The 17,459-nt window shown below is 71.6% G+C and carries 17 protein-coding genes; 7 read left to right on the top strand and 10 right to left on the bottom strand.

Features of this window, described 5'->3' with window-relative positions:
- The first annotated feature begins 226 nt into the window (after positions 1-226).
- Positions 227-1,117, top strand: coding sequence for a polysaccharide deacetylase family protein (locus tag ACGF7U_RS22635; RefSeq protein ID WP_393109620.1), 891 nt, complete (start codon positions 227-229; stop codon positions 1,115-1,117).
- A gap of 60 nt (positions 1,118-1,177) precedes the next feature.
- A complete protein-coding gene (locus ACGF7U_RS22630) occupies positions 1,178-1,477 on the top strand; it encodes a DUF1540 domain-containing protein (protein ID WP_393109618.1) in 300 nt (99 codons plus the stop codon).
- A gap of 61 nt (positions 1,478-1,538) precedes the next feature.
- Here the strand turns inward: ACGF7U_RS22630 and ACGF7U_RS22625 are convergent, their stop codons facing one another.
- Complete coding sequence (locus ACGF7U_RS22625; RefSeq protein ID WP_393109616.1) at positions 1,539-3,545, bottom strand: protein meaA; 2,007 nt, start codon at positions 3,543-3,545, stop codon at positions 1,539-1,541.
- 151 nt (positions 3,546-3,696) lie between these two features.
- Between ACGF7U_RS22625 and ACGF7U_RS22620 the strand changes: the two genes are divergently transcribed.
- Positions 3,697-4,545: an ABC transporter ATP-binding protein gene (locus ACGF7U_RS22620; protein WP_393109614.1), complete on the top strand. Its 849-nt coding sequence runs from the start codon at positions 3,697-3,699 to the stop codon at positions 4,543-4,545.
- The gene (locus ACGF7U_RS22615) at positions 4,542-5,387 is read left to right on the top strand and encodes an ABC transporter permease (RefSeq protein ID WP_393109612.1); all 846 of its coding nucleotides are present in this window, start codon (positions 4,542-4,544) and stop codon (positions 5,385-5,387) included. The genes ACGF7U_RS22620 and ACGF7U_RS22615 overlap by 4 nt, the downstream gene beginning before the upstream one ends.
- 12 nt (positions 5,388-5,399) lie before the next feature.
- Here ACGF7U_RS22615 and ACGF7U_RS22610 read toward each other — a convergent pair whose 3' ends face one another.
- Entirely contained in the window at positions 5,400-6,353 is a 954-nt protein-coding gene (locus ACGF7U_RS22610) for a helix-turn-helix domain-containing protein (RefSeq protein WP_393109610.1), read from the bottom strand.
- 58 nt (positions 6,354-6,411) lie between these two features.
- On the opposite strand from ACGF7U_RS22610, the gene ACGF7U_RS22605 reads away from it, so the two are divergent.
- Positions 6,412-7,596: an MFS transporter gene (locus ACGF7U_RS22605; protein WP_393109608.1), complete on the top strand. Its 1,185-nt coding sequence runs from the start codon at positions 6,412-6,414 to the stop codon at positions 7,594-7,596.
- A 36-nt stretch (positions 7,597-7,632) separates the two neighbouring features.
- On the opposite strand, the gene ACGF7U_RS22600 is transcribed toward ACGF7U_RS22605, so the two are convergent.
- Both ACGF7U_RS22600 and murA read right to left on the bottom strand, forming a co-directional pair.
- Positions 7,633-8,481: a 3-hydroxyacyl-CoA dehydrogenase family protein gene (locus ACGF7U_RS22600; RefSeq protein WP_393109606.1), complete on the bottom strand. Its 849-nt coding sequence runs from the start codon at positions 8,479-8,481 to the stop codon at positions 7,633-7,635.
- A gap of 106 nt (positions 8,482-8,587) precedes the next feature.
- The gene (murA, locus tag ACGF7U_RS22595; protein ID WP_393109604.1) at positions 8,588-10,030 is read right to left on the bottom strand and encodes a UDP-N-acetylglucosamine 1-carboxyvinyltransferase; all 1,443 of its coding nucleotides are present in this window, start codon (positions 10,028-10,030) and stop codon (positions 8,588-8,590) included.
- Between murA and ACGF7U_RS22590 the strand changes: the two genes are divergently transcribed.
- Positions 10,029-10,601, top strand: coding sequence for a cob(I)yrinic acid a,c-diamide adenosyltransferase (locus ACGF7U_RS22590; RefSeq protein ID WP_393109602.1), 573 nt, complete (start codon positions 10,029-10,031; stop codon positions 10,599-10,601). The genes murA and ACGF7U_RS22590 overlap by 2 nt on opposite strands.
- A complete protein-coding gene (locus ACGF7U_RS22585; RefSeq protein WP_393109600.1) occupies positions 10,577-11,029 on the top strand; it encodes a VOC family protein in 453 nt (150 codons plus the stop codon). Before ACGF7U_RS22590 ends, ACGF7U_RS22585 begins: the two co-directional genes overlap by 25 nt.
- A 169-nt stretch (positions 11,030-11,198) precedes the next feature.
- Here ACGF7U_RS22585 and ACGF7U_RS22580 read toward each other — a convergent pair whose 3' ends face one another.
- The 6 genes from ACGF7U_RS22580 to atpA form a co-directional block, all read right to left on the bottom strand.
- Complete coding sequence (locus ACGF7U_RS22580) at positions 11,199-11,654, bottom strand: DUF2550 domain-containing protein (RefSeq protein ID WP_393109598.1); 456 nt, start codon at positions 11,652-11,654, stop codon at positions 11,199-11,201.
- 12 nt (positions 11,655-11,666) lie between these two features.
- The gene (locus ACGF7U_RS22575) at positions 11,667-11,951 is read right to left on the bottom strand and encodes a F0F1 ATP synthase subunit epsilon (protein ID WP_393109596.1); all 285 of its coding nucleotides are present in this window, start codon (positions 11,949-11,951) and stop codon (positions 11,667-11,669) included.
- 89 nt (positions 11,952-12,040) lie between these two features.
- Positions 12,041-13,183 (bottom strand): LCP family protein, encoded by a 1,143-nt coding sequence (locus ACGF7U_RS22570; protein ID WP_393109594.1) that lies wholly within the window; start codon positions 13,181-13,183, stop codon positions 12,041-12,043.
- Between the two features lie 215 nt (positions 13,184-13,398).
- A complete protein-coding gene (gene atpD, locus ACGF7U_RS22565; RefSeq protein ID WP_393109592.1) occupies positions 13,399-14,835 on the bottom strand; it encodes a F0F1 ATP synthase subunit beta in 1,437 nt (478 codons plus the stop codon).
- The gene (locus tag ACGF7U_RS22560; RefSeq protein WP_393109590.1) at positions 14,835-15,764 is read right to left on the bottom strand and encodes a F0F1 ATP synthase subunit gamma; all 930 of its coding nucleotides are present in this window, start codon (positions 15,762-15,764) and stop codon (positions 14,835-14,837) included. The genes atpD and ACGF7U_RS22560 overlap by 1 nt, the downstream gene beginning before the upstream one ends.
- A 10-nt stretch (positions 15,765-15,774) precedes the next feature.
- A complete protein-coding gene (gene atpA, locus ACGF7U_RS22555) occupies positions 15,775-17,430 on the bottom strand; it encodes a F0F1 ATP synthase subunit alpha (RefSeq protein WP_393109588.1) in 1,656 nt (551 codons plus the stop codon).
- Positions 17,431-17,459: the final 29 nt, after the last annotated feature.

The raw sequence follows: 17,459 nt of genomic DNA, 5'->3' as shown, positions 1-17,459 counted from the left end.
TGCCCGGCGCAGGGATCAAGCCTGACCGCCCGGAGCCGGGCACGGCGGGCCACACCCCCACCCCCACGCACCGCAAGCCGACGCCGACCACCCCACCGCAGCGCAAAGCCAGATGAACCCCCACCGCAGCACAAGCCAAACCGCCACCAGCAAAACCACCGGAACCGGAAACCACAACCCCCACACCGGGCACACGCAGAACACGAAGCGCTGACATCATCTCCCGGTGCCCGTGAAGATCTCCCGCGTTCCCCTGGCCGCGACCGTCGCCGCCGTGGTCGCCGCCGCGGCGCTCCTCGCCGCTCCGGCCCCGCTGCGCACACCGGCCACCGCCGGCATCATCCGGCTTCCGGGCGCGGGGCCGGAGGTCACGCCGACGCCCTCGGGGCCGACAGCGGCACCCACCCCCGCCCCGACGGTGCCCGGCGCCACGCCGCCGGGGAGCAGGCCGCCGGTCGTCGACCACGGGCCGCGTACGGGGAACAAGGTGGCGCTCACCTTCGACGCGGACATGACGGACGCGATGCGGTACCAGCTGCGCAGCGGCGCGGTGCGGTCGTACGCGAACCTGAGGATCATCGACCTGCTGGAACGGGAGCGGGTCCCGGCCACCTTCTTCCTGACCGGCAAGTGGGTCGAGCAGTACCCGGCGGTGACCCGGCGGCTCGCCGCGAATCCGCGCTTCGAGTTGGCCAACCACACGTACGGGCACCTCGCGTTCACCGCGGACTGCTACGGCCTGCCCCGCATCGCGGAGCGGGAGATGACCGCGGACGTGGCGCGGACGTTCGACGTGGTGGCCGCGTACGGCGGGCGGCAGACCCGGTACTTCCGCTTCCCGGGGCTGTGCCACGACCGGAAGGCGCTGGCCGCGCTGGCACCGCTGGGGCTGACCGTGGTGGACGGCGACGTGGTGAGTGGCGACCCGTTCGCGACGTCCTGGCGGCCGGTCGTGCGGGCGGCGCTGACCGGCGTACGCCCCGGTTCGGTGATCGTCCTGCACGTGACGGAGGCGAACGCGCCGATGACGGACGAGGCGCTGCCACACATCCTGGCGGGGCTCGCCGAGCGCGGTCTGGAGCCGGCTCCGCTGTCGGAGGTGCTCGGGCAGGGCTGAATCCGCATCGTGAACACCTCCAAAAGCCTAAAATCAGGCAAGACCCTAGAGGAGGCCGCGATGACCGCAGCAATGGAGATGCCCCGCGTCCAGGAGTGTGTGGTCGCGGCCTGCGCGTACAACCAGACCAACGACTGCCACGCCTTCGCCATCACGATCGGCAGCCCGGACCACGCGCACTGCCACACGTTCATCGAGATGCCCGCCGTCCGGGCCGGCGTGGACGGTCTCATCGCGCAGGTCGGCGCCTGCCAGCGGGCGGACTGCCGGCACAACGACCAGTTGGAGTGCCACGCGCCCTCGATCAAGGTCGGCCCGGACAACGACATGGCCGACTGCATGACCTACACCACCCGCTGACCCGCCCGGACCGCCAGGACAGTTCCCCTGTCGACGCCCGGCGCCGACAGGGGATCCTCTCTCAGCTCAGGCCGTTGGCCTCCCGGACGACGGTGACCAGCTCGTCGATGATGCCGGTGAGGGCGAAGTCCTTCGGCGTGAAGACCCGGGCCACCCCGGCGGCGCGCAACTGCTCGGCGTCGCCGGCCGGAATGATCCCGCCGACCACCACGGGCAGGTCCGCCCGGCCGGCCGCGCGCAGCCCGTCCAGCACCGCCGGCACCGCGGCCAGGTGCGAGCCGGAGAGCACCGACAGGCCGACCAGGTCCACGTCCTCCTCCACGGCGGCGGCGACGATCTGCCCGGCGGTAAGCCGGATGCCCTGGTAGACCACCTCGAAGCCGGCGTCGCGGGCGCGTACCGCGATCTGCTCCGCGCCGTTGGAGTGCCCGTCGAGGCCCGGCTTGCCGACCAGCAGCCGCAGCCGGCCGCTGCCCAGCTCGCGGGCGGTGGCGGCGACCCGCTCCCGGACGGCGGCCAGGGTGGCGTCCCCACCGGCCCCGGCGGCGCCGGCCAGGCCGGTGGGCGCGCGGTACTCGCCGAAGACCTGGCGCAGCGCGCCGGCCCACTCGCCGGTGGTCACCCCGGCCCGCACGCACTCCAGCGTCGCCGGCATCAGGTTGGTCGTGGTGGCGGCGTCCGCGCGGAGCCGGGCCAGCGCCGCCTCGACGGCCGCACCGTCCCGGCCGGCCCGCCACTGGCGTACGGAGGCCGTGGCGGCCGCCTCGACGGCGGGGTCGACCTGTTCGACGGCCTCGGCACCGGCCGCGGTCAGCGGCGACGGCTCGGTCTCGGTGTACCTGTTGACCCCGACCACGACGTCGGTGCCGGCCTCCATCCGGCGCCGCCGCTCGGCCAGCGAGGCGACCAGCGCGCTCTTGAGGTAGCCGGTCTCCACTGCGGCGACCACGCCGCCCATCTCCAGCACCTTCTCCAGCTCGACCCGGGCCCCCGCGACGATCTCGTCGACCAGCGCGGTCATCACGTGCGAGCCGGCGAAGAGGTCCGGGTACTCCAGCAGGTCCGACTCGTACGCGAGCACCTGCTGCATGCGCAGCGACCACTGCTGGTCCCACGGCCGGGGCAGGCCGAGGGCCTCGTTCCAGGCGGGCAGCTGCACGGCGCGGGCGCGGGCGTCGCGGGACAGGGTCACGCCGAGCATCTCCAGCACGATGCGCTGGATGTTGTTCTCCGGCTGCGCCTCGGTCAGGCCCAGCGAGTTGACCTGCACGCCGTAGCGGAACCGGCGCTGCTTCGGGTTCTCCACCCCGTAGCGCTCGCGGGTGATCTCGTCCCAGAGCGCGCCGAACGCGCGCATCTTGGCGATCTCCTCGACGAAGCGCACCCCGGCGTTGACGAAGAAGGAGATCCGCTGCACCACGTCGCCCATCCGCTCGGCGGGCACCTGACCCGAGTCGCGGACCGCGTCGAGCACCGCGACGGCCGTGGAGAGCGCGAAGCCGACCTCCTGCACCGGCGTCGCGCCGGCCTCCTGGAGGTGGTACGAGCAGATGTTCACCGGGTTCCAGCGCGGCATCTCGCGCAGCGTGTACGCGATGACGTCGGCGGTCAGCCGCAGCGACGCCGCCGGCGGGAAGATGTAGGTCCCCCGGGAGAGGTACTCCTTGATGATGTCGTTCTGGGTGGTGCCGGCGCAGCGGGACAGCTCGGCCCCCTGCTCGGCGCCGACCGTGCCGTAGAGGGCGAGCAGCCACATCGCGGGCGCGTTGATGGTCATGGACGTGTTCATCTCGGCCAGCGGGATGCCCTCGAAGAGCGCCCGCATGTCGCCGAGGTGCGCCACCGGTACGCCCACCCGGCCCACCTCGCCGGCGGCGAGCTCGTGGTCGGGGTCGTAGCCGGTCTGCGTCGGCAGATCGAAGGCGACCGACAGGCCGGTCTGCCCCTTCGCCAGGTTGCGGCGGAAGAGCGCGTTGGTGGCGGCGGCCGAGCTGTGCCCGGCGTAGGTGCGCATCACCCACGGGCGGTCGCGTTCGGGCAGCCGACCCGGGAGAGCCTTCTCGTCCATGGCGGGAGTCTAAGTTACCGTTCAGTCACCTGAGCTGTGGAAAACCACACAGATCCATGGAGCGGACGGCCGGGTGCGAAGCCCCCGACATGGGCCGGACCGCCACACCCCGGCGGGGCCGCGGCCACGGCCAGGCCGCACACTTGACGACATGCATGACGAGCTCGCGATCTCCGTCCGGGGGCTGCGCAAGGCCTACGGCGACAACGTCGCGGTGGCGGGCGTGGACCTCGACATCCACCGCGGCGAGGTGTTCGCCCTCCTCGGCCCCAACGGCGCCGGCAAAACCACCACGGTGGAGATCCTGGAGGGCTACCGGCAGCGCGACGCCGGCGAGGTCCGCGTCCTCGGCAGCGACCCGGCCCAGCCGGCCGCCGACTGGCGCTCCCGGGTGGGCATCGTGCTCCAGGGCACGGGCGAGTTCGACGAGCTGACCGTCGCCGAGGTGGTGCGCCACTTCTCCGGCTTCTACGCCGGCGCCGACGATCCCGACAAGGTCATCGAGCGGGTGGGGCTGGCCGGCAAGGCGAAGGCGCGCACGCACACCCTCTCGGGCGGGCAGAAGCGCCGGCTCGACGTCGCGCTCGGCATCATCGGCCGCCCCGAGCTGCTCTTCCTGGACGAGCCGACCACCGGCTTCGACCCGGAGGCGCGCCGGGAGTTCTGGGAGCTGATCCGGGACCTGGCCGCCGCCGGCACCACCATCGTGCTGACCACCCACTACCTCGACGAGGCCGAGGCGCTGGCCGACCGGGTCGGGGTGATCGCCGCCGGCCGGGTGGTCGAGGTCGCCGCGCCGGACCGGCTGGGCGACCGGCAGGCGGCCCTGGCGACGGTCTCCTGGCGTACGCCGGAGGGGGCGCTGGAGACGGCGGAGAGCGCGACGCCGACGGCGCTGGTGGCGGAGCTGGCCGCGCGTTTCGGCGGCGAGGTCCCCGGCCTGACGGTGACCCGGCCGACCCTGGAGGACATCTACCTGCGCATGATCGGACACCGATGACCACCACGACGAAGCCCGCCCCGCCGGCCACCGCCGCACCGGCCCGCCGGCCCGGCCCGGCCGCCCTCACCCTGCGCCAGGGCCGGTTGGAGATCACCCAGTTCCTGCGCAGCCGGGAGTCCGTCGTCTTCACGATGGGCTTCCCGGTCATCATGATCCTGATCTTCGCGGCGATCTTCAGCGACGAGATCGCCCCGGGCGTGAGCTACACGCAGTACTTCATCACCGGCATGATCGCCACCGGCCTGATGACCGTCAGCTTCCAGAACCTCGGCATCTGGATCCCCATCGAGCGGGACCGGGGGGTGCTCAAGCGCTACCGGGGCACGCCGATGCCGAAGTGGGTCTGGTTCGCCGGCAAGGTGCTGATGGTCGTCGCCATCGGCATCGCCGAGACCGCGCTGCTGCTCGCCGTCTCGGTCGCGCTGTTCGACCTGGAGCTGCCCGGCACCGCCGCGAAGTGGCTGACCTTCGGCTGGGTGTCGGTGCTCGGCGTCACCGCCTGCACGCTGTGCGGCATCGCCATCTCGTCCCTGGCCCGCACCGCCCGCAGCGGCTCGGCGGTGGTCACGCCGGTCGCGCTGGTGCTCCAGTTCATCTCCGGCGTGTTCTTCGTCTTCACCGAGCTGCCGGCGTGGATGCAGCAGGTGGCGGCGATCTTCCCGCTCAAGTGGATGTGCCAGGGCCTGCGCTCGGTCTTCCTGCCGGACAGCTTCGGCGCGCGGGAGCCGGGCGGCTCGTTCGAGCTGGGCACTGTCGCGCTGGTGCTGGGCGCCTGGTGCGTCATCGGCCTGGTGCTGTGCCTGACCACGTTCCGCTGGACCACCAAGCGCGACGGCTGACCGCCGGCCTGCTCAACCGCCGTTCACCAGCGCGTCGCCCAGCGGCGTACGCCAGTAGAGCACCTCGCGCCCGGACCGCCGCTTGCCGACCGCGCCCGCGTCCAGCAGCACCCGCAGGTGGTCGCTGACCGTGCCGAGCGACAGCCCGGTCACCACCACGAGCTGCGAGGTGCTCATCGGCGCGTCCAGCCGGGCCAGGATCTCCGCCCGGTTCGCGCCGACCAGCCGGGCCAGGCCGTCCGGTGCCGGCGAGGTGGGGTCGACCAGGATCCCACGCGCCGGATAGACCATCCCGAACCGGGCCGGCGCGTCCCAGACCACCCAGCCGCGGCGGCAGTGGGCCGGCACGAACACCAGCTGCTCGGCCGCGTGCAACGACAGCGGCGGCTCCGGGTAGTCGTTCACCTGGAGGCGGCCGTCGCCCAGCCACCGCACGTTGCGGTTGATGTCGACGATCGCCCCGGCCAGGCCCCGCGTGCTCAGGGCGGCGGTGCGGGCCACGATGTCCGCCCGCAGCCGGCGTTCCCGCTCCGGCCACTCCGGCGCGACGGTGTGCGTCCAGATCCAGTCGAGCAGTTCCACGACCTGCCCGGTGAGCCCGTCCGCCAGCAGTTCGGCCGCGAGCGGGCCCGGCCGGGTGGCACGCAGGTCGGCCCGGATCCGCTCGTCGGACAACCCCTCGACGGCCGCCAGCTCGGCGGCGAACGTCGGGTCCGCCGAAGCGGGCGCGATGGTGAGGAAGTCAGCGACCCACCGGAGGTTGAACGACGCCGCCACCAGCGCCCGGACCACCGGCCGGGCGGCCAGCAACCCCCGGAACCCGTCGACGTGGGGTCGCCGCCAGGCCTGCTCCCAGGGGACGTGCGGACGGCGCAACGCCTTCAGCGCGCCGACGGTCTCGGCCATCGGCGACACCGTGAAGCGACTCCGCGCGACCAGGTCGGACGGCACCTGCCAGACTCCCACGTTTCGCCTCCAGACGTAACTCTACGAGATCCGCCCGGTGCCCCACACGATCGTGCCCGTGAGAACGTACGCAGAGCTGTTCGCGGCCCGTGAATTCCGCAACCTGTTCCTCGCCAACTGCGCGGGGATCGCAGCGCACACCACGTCGGCGCTGGCGCTGGGCGCGTTGACCTACGCGTCGACCGGCTCGGCGCTGCTCACCGCGCTGAGCATGTTCGGCGCGCCGCTGGCCGGCGTGCTCGGCAGCCTGACGTTGCTGTCGGCCGCGGACAGCCTGCCGCCCCGCCGGGCGTTGACCCTCGCCGCGGTGCTGGTCACCATCGGGGCGGCGGTGCAGGCCGTGCCCGGGCTGCCACTGTGGGCCCGGTTCACGATCATCTTCCTCAGCGCGTACGTCGGCTCGATCACCGGTGGGGCCAGGTGGGCGCTGCTCACCGAGATCCTGCCGGCCGACGCCTACGTACTGGCCCGGGCCACCATGAACACGAGCGTCGGGGTGATGCAGATCGCCGGGTTCGGACTGGCCGGTGCCCTGCTCGTCCTGCTGAGCCCGGACCAGGTGTTCCTGCTCGCCGCGGTGCTCCGGGCGGTGGCCGCGGCGGTGGGCTGGTTCGGGCTGTCCGAACGCCCGGTCCGGGTCACCGAGCGGACGACGATCGCGCGTACCGCCCGGGTGAACAGGGAACTCTGGGCGGACCGGGGCCGCCGGTCGCTCTTCCTGAACCTGTGGGTGCCCGGCGGTCTGATCGTCGGGTGCGAGGCGCTCTTCGTGCCGTACGCCGGTGATCGCGCCGGCTTCCTGTTCGCCGCTGCCGCCCTCGGCATGCTGATCGGCGACGTGGTGGTGGGGCGGTTCCTCACCGGGGCCCGCCGGGAGCGGTGGGTTCCCACGCTGCGGTTGCTGCTCGCAGTCCCCTATCTGGTCTTCCTGCTGTCGCCGCCGCTACCGCTGGCCATGGTCGTCGCACTGGTCGCCTCGGTCGGCTTCGCCGCCGGGCTGCCGTTGCAGGAGCGGCTCATCACCCACTCGCCACCCGAGGCCCGTGGCCAGGTGCTCGGCCTGCACCACAACGGCATGTTGGCTGGGCAGGCGGTGTGTGCGGCGCTCGCCGGCGCGGTCGCGGACCTGGTCCCGGCGCACCGGGCCGTCGCGCTGCTCGCCGCGGCGTCGCTGGCCGCCACCGTCGCGCTCACCTCGGGGCTGCGCCGGACCGCCCCCGCGCCGACGGAGGCGGTCCGCTGAGTCGGCCGGAGAGCGCTGCGGCCCCCGGCCTCCGCGTCAGTACGTGTAGAAGCCCTTGCCGGTCTTGCGGCCCAGGTCGCCGGCGGTGGCCATGCGCTGGAGCAGCTCCGGCGGGAAGAACTTCTCGTCCGCGGTGTCGGTGTAGATGTTCTTCGTGGCGTTGAGCAGCACGTCCACGCCGGTCAGGTCGATGGTGGCCAGCGGGCCCATGGCGTGGCCGAAGCCCAGCTTGCAGGCGGTGTCCAGGTCCTCGGCGGAGACCACGCCGGACTCGACCAGCTTGACCGCCTCCATGGCGAGCGCGCTGATCAGCCGGGTGGTGACGAAGCCGGCGATGTCCCGGTTGACCACCACGACGGTCTTGCCGATCCCCTCGGCGAACGCCTTCGCCGTCGCCAGGGTCTCGTCACTGGTCTTGTAGCCGCGCACCAGCTCGCAGAGCCTCATCATCGGCACCGGCGAGAAGAAGTGGGTGCCGACGACCGACTCCGGCCGCTCGGTCGCCGTGGCGATCTGGGTGACCGGGATGGCCGAGGTGTTGGTGGCCAGGATCGCGTCGGACTTGCAGATCTTGTCCAGGGCCCGGAACACCTCGTGCTTGATCTCGAGCTTCTCGAAGACCGCCTCGACGACGATGTCGGCGTCCGCCGCCGCCTCCAGGTCGGTGGTCGGGGTGATCCGGCCCAGCGCCGCCTCGACGTCGGACGCCTCGATCTTCCCCTTCTCGGCGAACTTCTCCAGCGACTTCCGGATGCCGTCCACGCCCCGCCTGGTGGTCGCGTCGTCCAGGTCCCGCAGCGTCACCTGCCAGCCCGCCTGCGCCGCCACCTGGGCGATGCCCGAGCCCATCAGCCCGGCCCCGACGACCGCGAGTCGACCCGCCATCTGCTTCTCCCTCGCCTGATTGAGTGTCTGCCAGCACCCTAGTCGGCACGCCTGAACGGATGCTAAGGCGTGTCGCCGCGGCCGACGGCGGGGGTGGCGGCGAGGCTCAGATGGTGAGGTCCGGCTCCTCGGGGGCGGTGCCCCGCTCCACCTCGACGCCGAGCGCCCGCAGGTCCGCGGCGAAGTCCGGGTAGCCCCGGTCCACGTGGTGCACGTGGGAGACCTCGGTGACCCCCTCGGCGCAGAGCCCGGCGATGATCAGCCCCGCGCCGGCCCGGATGTCGGTGGCGCGTACGGGGGCGCCGGAGAGTTGCTCCCGGCCACGGACCACCGCGTGGTGCCCGTCGGTCTTGATGTCCGCGCCCAGCCGCATCATCTCGTTGGCGAACATGAACCGGCCGTCGAAGATGTTCTCCGTGATCAGGGAGGCCCCGTCGCTGACGGCGGCCAAGCCGATCGCCATCGGCAGCAGGTCGGTCGCGAAGCCCGGGTACGGCAGGGTGACCACGTCCACCGCCTTGGGCCGGTCGTCCATCCGGATCCGGAACGCGTCGCCCCGGGTCTCCACCAGGCCACCGGCCGAGACCAGTTTGTCGAGGGCGACCTCCAGGAACCGCGGATCCACCCCGGTCACGGTGACGTCCCCCCGGGTCATCGCCGCGCCGAAGGCCCAGGTGCCGGCCACGATCCGGTCTCCCACCGTGGCGTGCCGCACCGGCCGCAGCCCCGGCACCCCCTCGATGTGCAGGGTCGACGTGCCGGCGCCGGAGATGCGCGCGCCCATCTGGTTCAGCATCGTGCAGATGTCGACGATCTCCGGCTCCCGGGCGGCGTTGTCGATGACGCTGGCCCCGCGGGCCAGCACCGCCGCCATGACCAGGTTCTCCGTCGCCCCGACGCTGGGGAAGTCGAGCACGATCTCCGCGCCGTGCAGGCCGTGCGGCGCCGAGGCGATCACGAAGCCGTGCTCGCCGGAGATCTCGGCGCCCATCCGGGTCAGCCCGGCGATGTGCATGTCCAGCCCCCGCGAACCGATGGCGTCCCCGCCGGGGTGCGCCACCCGCACGTACCCCCGGCGGGCCAGCAGCGGGCCGAGCACGCAGATCGAGGCGCGCAGCCGGCGGACGAGGTCGTAGTCGGCCTCGGCGCCGGGCTGGTCGGGCACGTCGATGACGACCGACCGGGACCGGGCGACCCCGCCGTTCGCGACCATCGGGTCGACCGGGTCGTCGGCGTCGAAGTGGATGCCGCAGCCCAACCGGCGGAGCACCTCGCCCATGATCGCGATGTCGGTGATCCGCGGGACGTTGGTGATCACGCTGCGGCCCGGGGCGAGCAGCGCGGCGGCCATCAGCTTCAACGCGGAGTTCTTGGCGCCGACCACGTGCACCGTGCCCGCCAGGCGGGCCTCGCCGCGCACCCGGATGACGTCGACGTCGTTGACCGCCGGATGACCGGCGTCACCGGGGCCCCACCCGGTCGGCCGCAGGGCGGCTCCGCCCGGGCGCGCCGGGATCGTCAGGTCCGGTATCCGTAGGCTGTGCGTCATGGCCGTCCACCTCACGCGCATCTACACCAAGGCCGGCGACGCCGGCATGACCAGGCTGAGCAACAACGAGCAGGTGCCGAAGACCGATCCGCGCATCACCGCGTACGCGGACGTCGACGAGTGCAACGCCGCGATCGGCGTGGCGCTCGCCCTCGGGCAGCTCGACGACGAGCTGCGGGGCGTCCTGGCGTCGATCCAGAACGACATGTTCGACGTGGGCGCCGACCTGGCCACCCCGGTCGAGCCGGACCCGAAGTACCCGCCGCTGCGGGTCACCGAGGAGTACGTCGAGCGCCTCGAGGGTTGGTGCGACGAGTACAACGCACGCCTGAGCAAGCTCGACTCCTTCATCCTCCCCGGCGGCACCGCGGGCGCGGCGCTGCTGCACGTGGCGCGGACAGTGGCCCGGCGCGCGGAGCGGGCGGCGTGGGCCCTGGTCGCGCACGACCCCGATCGGACCAGCTCGCTCCCGGCAAAGTATCTCAACCGGCTCTCCGACCTGCTGTTCATCCTGTCAAGAACGGCCAATCCGGGCGGCGATGTGCTATGGGTGCCGGGCGGCAAGCGCTGACCACGGGGCAGCCGGGCCCGCCGGAGGAGCCGGTGGGCGCGCTGCACCACGCCGAGGTCTGGGTACCCGACCTGGCCGCCGCCATCCGCGGCTGGGGCTGGCTGCTCGGCGAGCTGGGCTGGACGCCGTACCAGGAGTGGCCGGCCGGCCGCTCCTGGCGGCTCGGCCCGACGTACCTGGTGCTGGAGCAGTCGCCGGCGCTACGCGGGCGGCGGCACGACCGGCGGGCCCCCGGACTCAACCACCTGGCCTTCCACGCCGGCCCGCCGGCTGCCGTGGACCGGCTGGTCGAGGCCGCGCCGGCGTACGGCTGGACCCTGCTCTTCCCCGACCGCCACCCGCACGCCGGCGGCCCACAGACCTACGCCGCCTACCTCGCCGACGGCCAGGGCTACGAGGTGGAACTGGTCGCCTCCCCACCCGAGTAGTCCAGCGGGTCACCTGACGAGACCGGGAACGGCGCAGGTGGTGTAAGAGTGCGCCGGGCCGCGGACAGCGCGCCGGCAGGGGTTTCCGGGGAGCCCGCCCGCGGAGGGATCAAGCCTGACCGCCCGGAGCGGGTGGGCTCCAACGGAAACCCCCAAAGGACGAGGGACGTCAGGCGGCGGGCCAGTCCTGGGAGGCCATACGCGGCGAGACCGCCCCCGGAGGGGCGGCCTCGAGCCAGGAGAGGAACCCGGTGACGGTGGACCGGGCCATGGCGATCTCCACCGGAGCGTGGTCGCTCGTACAGCGGAGGATGACCCAGTCGGCGGGCATCGAGAGGCGCTCCTGCCCCTCGGGCAGCCGCCGCCGCTCCACCGCCAGCTTCTTGCGGGAGAGCACCCGGGTGGGGCGTACGGCGAAGCTGAACATGCGGTACCAGCGGAGTTCGTCGCCGACGAACCGGCCGAAGCCGGGGGACCAGCCGCGGCCGTCGAGCATCGTGGAGGTCCGGACGCCGAGGCGGATGATGCCCCCGCTCCGCGTGACGACCGCCCGACGGGCGAAGAGGATCAGGAGCGCGCCGAGGATGACGGCGACGCCGATTCCGATCCCTTCGACGATCCCCATCGGCGGTGCGGCTCAGCGGCTCTGCGCGGCGGAAACCGGGGTGGCGCTCTCGGCCAGGATGGTGACGCCCTCGGCGCTCACGGAGAGGAAGCCACCGGCGACCTCGTAGGAGACCTGCTCGCCGCTGGCGAGCCTGATGCGCACCTGGCCGGGCTCGGCGAGCTGGCCGAGCAGGGGCGCGTGCCCCGGCAGCACACCCAGCTCACCCTCGGTCGTCCGGGCGACGACCATCTCGGCGTCACCGGACCAGACCTTCTCCTCGACGGCTACGAGCTCGACGTGAAGCTGCTGTGCCACGCTGTCTCCTTGCTGCGGCGGCGGATTGTCGAAAGTCTAGTCTTGCCGCCGACGCGCCCCCAACGCGGGTGGCGAGACCTGCGCCACGGCTACTTGGTCTTGTTCTGGAAGTCGGGGTGCTCCAGCAGGAAGGCGTCGAGCTGCTCGTTGTGCAGGGCGGTGAAGAAGTCCTCGACCTCCGGCTCGAAGCGCTCGCCCTGGTACTTCCCGTTCTCGGTGACCCCGCCACCCGGCAGCTTGACCATCTGGATGGTCTCCGGTCGGAGGTTCCTCAGCGCCAGACCGAAGTCGATGACGCTGTGGCCGCGGCCACTGAAGACCAGGGACTGGCCGGCCGCCCGCAACACCCGGTCCAGCTTGATCGGGTTGGTCACCACGTCGGCGCTGAGCGCCTGGCCCGCCATGGCCTTGACGAACTGCTGCTGGTGGCGCTGGCGGCCGTAGTCGCCGTCGGGGACCCCGTTCTTCGGGTAGCGCTGGCGGACGTAGTCGAGGGCCTGCCAGCCGTTGAGGTGCTGGGTGCCCTTCTTGTAGACCGCCTGCGGACCGACGTAGCCGTCGCCGTACGGGTTGCCCTTGCGGTGCTTGCCGTCCGGCTCCCGGTGCTCGGAGCGCACCTCGCGCTCGATGTACATGTCGACGCCGCCCATGGCGTCGACGATCTTCTGGAAGCCGTTGAAGTTGATGATCGCGCCGGCGTCGAAGCGCTTGATCCCGGTGACCTGCTGCACGGTCTTGGCGAGCAGCTCGAATCCCTGCGCCGCGCTCGGGTTCTGCCCCTGCACGTCGCTGCCCTCGGACATCGCCGCGTTGATCCGGGCCCGGCCGCCCTTGAAGCCGGCCTTGTCGAACCGGGGGATGTCCACGATCAGGTCGCGGGGCATGGAGAAGAGGTACGCCCGGTCCATCGCCTCGGGCACGTGCAGCACCATGATCGAGTCGGCCAGCGGCGGGGTCTCCGGCTTGCGCGGGTCGATGCCGACCAGCAGGATGTTGAGCGGGCCCTTGATGTCGCTCTTGCGCTCCTTCGCCCCGGCGGCCTGGTCGCCGAAGAGGTCGGCCTTGCCCACCGCGCCCTCGTAGCGGGCCATCAGCGCCTCTGCGCCGACCAGCACCACGCCGCTGAGCAGCATGAGAACGGCACCGAACACCGTGCAGACCCGGGCCCAGCGCGGCACCCCCGACCACATGGACGACTTGCCGCCGCCCTTGCCGGCCTTACCCACGATCATCTCCGTTCGTCACGCCCACGATCAGGAGACGGGCGCGCGCAGCCGATTGGTTGCACAGATCGACGCCCGCGACCGGCGGGCGCGCGGATCGACGGTACCTCGCGTCCGGCGTGATCGCCGACCGTGCGGAACCGGGCAGCGGAGATGATAGGGCCTGAAGATGAACGAAAGGCCGCCCCGGCATTGCCGGGGCGGCCTTTCTCAGGACCGACAGGTCAGCCCTTCATCAGCTCCGCCGCCTTGCGCTCCAGGTCCTCGAGACCGCCGCACATGAAGAAGGCCTGCTCGGGGAAGTGGTCGTACTCGCCCTCGCTGATCTTCTTGAACGCCTCGATGGTCTCCTTGATCGGGACCGTCGAGCCCGGCACGCCGGTGAACTGCTCCGCCGCGTAGGTGTTCTGCGACAGGAAGCGCTCGATCCGGCGGGCCCGGCCGACCGTGACCTTGTCTTCCTCGGAGAGCTCCTCGATGCCGAGGATGGCGATGATGTCCTGCAGGTCCTTGTACTTCTGCAGGATCCGCTTGACCTCGGTCGCCACCGCGAAGTGCTCGGCGCCGACGAACTCCGGGGCGAGGATCCGGGACGAGGACGCCAGCGGGTCCACCGCCGGGTAGATGCCCTTGTCGGAGATCGACCGCTCCAGGTTGGTGGTCGCGTCGAGGTGGGCGAACGTGGTGGCCGGGGCGGGGTCGGTGTAGTCGTCCGCCGGCACGTAGATCGCCTGCATCGAGGTGATGGCCTGGCCCCGGACGGAGGTGATCCGCTCCTGGAGCTCGCCCATCTCGTCGGCCAGGGTCGGCTGGTAACCCACGGCGCTCGGCATGCGGCCGAGCAGGGTGGAGACCTCCGAACCCGCCTGGGTGAAGCGGAAGATGTTGTCGATGAAGAGCAGCACCTCCTGCTTCTTCACGTCGCGGAAGTACTCGGCCATGGTCAGCGCGGAGAGCGCCACCCGCAGCCGGGTGCCCGGCGGCTCGTCCATCTGGCCGTAGACCAGCGCGGTCTTGTCGATGACGCCGGACTCGGTCATCTCGGCGATGAGGTCGTTGCCCTCGCGGGTCCGCTCACCCACGCCGGCGAAGACCGACGTACCACCGAAGTTCCGGGCGACACGGGTGATCATCTCCTGGATGAGCACCGTCTTGCCCACGCCGGCGCCGCCGAACAGGCCGATCTTGCCGCCCTTGACGTACGGGGCGAGCAGGTCGATGACCTTGATGCCGGTCTCCAGCATCTCGGTCTTCGGCTCCAGGTCCGCGAAGGCCGGGGCCTTGCGGTGGATGCCCCAGTGGTCGTCCGGGTTGAGCGTCTCGCCCTCGGTGAGGTTGAGGCACTCGCCGATCGCGTTGAACACGTGGCCCTTGACCGCGTCGCCCACCGGAACGGTGATCGGCGAGCCGGTGTCGCGCACCTCGGCGCCACGGACCAGGCCGTCGGTCGGCTGCATCGAGATGGCGCGGACCATGTTGTCACCCAGGTGCTGGGCGACCTCCAGGGTCAGCGTCTTCTCGCCGCCGGAGAGCGTCACGGTCACGTGCAGGGCGTTGAACAGGGCCGGCATGGCGTCGCGCGGGAACTCGGCGTCGACGACCGGGCCGATGACCCGGACCACGCGACCCGTGGCCGTCTTGGTCTCTACTAGGGCAGTCATCACACTTCACTTCCCGACGCGGCCAGCGCGTTCGCGCCGCCGACGATCTCACTGATCTCCTGGGTGATCCCGGCCTGGCGGGCCGAGTTCATCTCACGCGTGTACTTCTCGATCATCTCTTCGGCGTTGTCGGTGGCGCTCTTCATCGCCCGCCGACGGGCCGCCGACTCGCTCGCCGCCGACTCCAGCAACGCCGCGTAGATCCGCGTGTTGATGTACTTCGGCAGCAGCGCGTCGAGCAGCGCCTCCGCCTCCGGCTCGAACTCGTACGCCGGCAGCAGGCCCTCGGACCGGGGACGGTCCTCGACCTGCATCGGCCCGATGATCTTCGCGACCGGGGTCTGGGTCATCAGGGAGTGGAACTCGGTGTAGACGATGTGCAACTCGTCGATCCCGAGCACCCCGTCCGCCCCCGCGCCGCCGTCGACGTCGTCCGCACCGGCCGTGAACGCCTTGATCAGCGTCTCGCCCACGGTGCGCGCGTCGGCGAACGACGGCTGCTCCGAGAACCCGGTCCAGTTCGCCTCGATCGGCCGGTCACGGAAGCGGAAGAAGCCCACACCCTTGCGCCCGATGACGTAGAGCACCGGCTCCTTGCCGTCCGCGCGGAGCCGCGCGATCAGCGACTCCGCCATCCTGATCGCGTTGGAGCTGTAACCGCCGGCGAGGCCACGGTCGGCGGTCACCAGCAGGACGCCCGCCCGCCGCACCCGCGGACGCGGGGTGAGCAGCGGGTGGTCGATCCGCGCGTTGGACGCCAGCGCCGTGAGGACACCGGTGATGGCCTGGGCGTACGGCAGGGACGCCTCCACCCGGGCCTGGGCCTTGGCGATCCGGCTCGTCGCCACGAGCTCCATCGCCTTGGTGATCTTCTTCATCCCCTTCGCCGAGCGGATCCGTTGACGAAGAACGCGTACCTGGGCCGCCATGAATCAGCCCTTACTGGTTCTCGACCGGGCGGTCGGTCGTGCCGTCGCGGAAGCGGGTCACCGTCTCGCGGTTCTCCTCGCCCTCGAGCGGCGCGGCCGGGGCCTCGTTGATCCGACGCTCGTCCGCCTTGCCGAGGAAGACCTGCTTGAACTCGGTGATGGCGCGGTCGAGCGAGGCGACGATCTCGTCGTCCCACTTGTTGTCGGCGATGCCCGCCAGGACACCCTCGTGCTTGTGGCGCAGGTACTGGAGGAACTCCGACTCGAAGCGGCGGACCTCACCCACGGGGATGTCGTCCAGCTTGCCCTCGGTGCCGGCCCAGACCGAGACGACCTGCTCCTGCACCGGGTACGGCGAGTAGTTCGGCTGCTTGAGCAGCTCGACCAGGCGGGCGCCGCGCTCCAGCTGGGCGCGGGAGGCCTTGTCCAGGTCGGAGGCGAAGGCGGCGAACGCCTCCAGCTCGCGGAACTGGGCCAGGTTGAGCCGCAGCGAGCCGGCGACCTTCCGCATCGGCTTCACCTGCGCGGCGCCACCGACCCGGGAGACCGAGGTGCCGACGTTGATGGCCGGCCGGACGCCCTGGTTGAACAGGTCGGTCTCGAGGAAGATCTGGCCGTCGGTGATGGAGATGACGTTGGTCGGGATGAAGGCCGAGATGTCGTTGGCCTTCGTCTCGATGATCGGCAGGCCGGTCATCGAGCCGCCGCCCATCTCGTCGGAGAGCTTCGCGCAGCGCTCCAGCAGCCGGGAGTGCAGGTAGAAGACGTCACCCGGGTACGCCTCGCGGCCCGGCGGGCGACGCAGCAGCAGCGACACGGCGCGGTACGCCTCGGCCTGCTTGCTCAGGTCGTCGAAGACGATCAGGACGTGCTTGCCGCCGTACATCCAGTGCTGCCCGATGGACGAGCCGGTGTAGGGGGCCAGGTACTTGAAGCCGGCCGGGTCGGAGGCCGGGGAGGCGACGATGGTCGTGTACTCCATCGCGCCCGCCTCCTCCAGGACGCCCTTGATGGAGGCGATCGTGGAGGCCTTCTGGCCGATGGCGACGTAGATGCAGCGGACCTGCTTCTTCGGGTCGCCGGAGCGCCAGTTGTCCCGCTGGTTGAGGATGGCGTCCAGCGCGACCGTGGTCTTGCCGGTCTTCCGGTCGCCGATGATCAGCTGGCGCTGGCCCCGGCCGATCGGCGTCATGGCGTCGACGGCCTTGATGCCGGTCTGCAGCGGCTCGAAGACGGACTGGCGGGACATCACGTTCGGGGCCTGGAGCTCCAGCTCGCGGAAGCCCTCGTTGGCGATGTCGCCGAGGCCGTCGATCGGCTGGCCGAGCGCGTCGACCACGCGGCCGAGGAAGGCGTCGCCGACCGGCACGGAGAGCACGCGGCCGGTGCGCTTGACGCGCTGGCCCTCTTCGAGCTTGGCGGAGTCACCGAGAACGACGACACCGATCTCCCGGACGTCGAGGTTCAGCGCCACACCGAGGGTGCCGTCCTCGAACTCCAGGAGCTCGTTGGTCATGGTCGAGGGCAGACCCTCGACGTGGGCGATGCCGTCGCCGGTGTCGGCGACGGTGCCGACCTCCTCGCGGGAGAGTTCGGACGAGTAGGAGGAGACGTAGCGCTCCAGGGCGCCGCGGATCTCCTCCGTCGAGATGGTCAGCTCGGCCATCCTCTGCTTCCTTAAGTATCAGGGGCCCG

Origin of the sequence: Micromonospora sp. NPDC047670, from assembly GCF_043204915.1 — a bacterium.
Classification (GTDB): Bacteria; Actinomycetota; Actinomycetes; order Mycobacteriales; family Micromonosporaceae; genus Micromonospora.
This window is presented reverse-complemented; position numbering and strand designations above follow the sequence as displayed.